General features: G+C 71.4%; 1 pseudogene. It reads right to left on the reverse strand.

Annotation, left to right across the window (positions count from 1 at the left end):
- Nucleotides 1-360 (reverse strand): annotated as a pseudogene (locus PA598K_RS36985) (pullulanase); the annotation flags it as partial.

The raw sequence follows: 360 nt of genomic DNA on the forward strand, positions 1-360 counted from the left end.
ACGCAAGCTGCGTCGCCAGCCGGATCACCGCTGCCGTCAGCGGCTCCAGCACGACGCCAGTCGGCGTTAGCTCGAGGCCCACGGGCTCCGACAGCGGCTCGATGCCCGCCCGCTCGCTGTCGACCAGCACCTCGCCGGCGGTCAGATCGACCGGGAGCGTCAGCAGCCGAGCGATTCGGTCCGCATTGACGAGCACGTAGTAGGCTGCCGTACCGTCAGAGGACTGGCAGCGGTAGGCGATGACCAGGTCATGAGCGCCGATCTCCGGCACCGCCAGCCGCTCGACGCAGCGGTCGACCAGCTCGCGGCTCGGCAGGCGGAACGCGTCGGTCGAGCGGCGCAGCCGGATCAGCCCGCGCG

This window comes from Paenibacillus sp. 598K, assembly GCF_003851045.1.
Taxonomy (GTDB): domain Bacteria; phylum Bacillota; class Bacilli; order Paenibacillales; family Paenibacillaceae; genus Paenibacillus_D.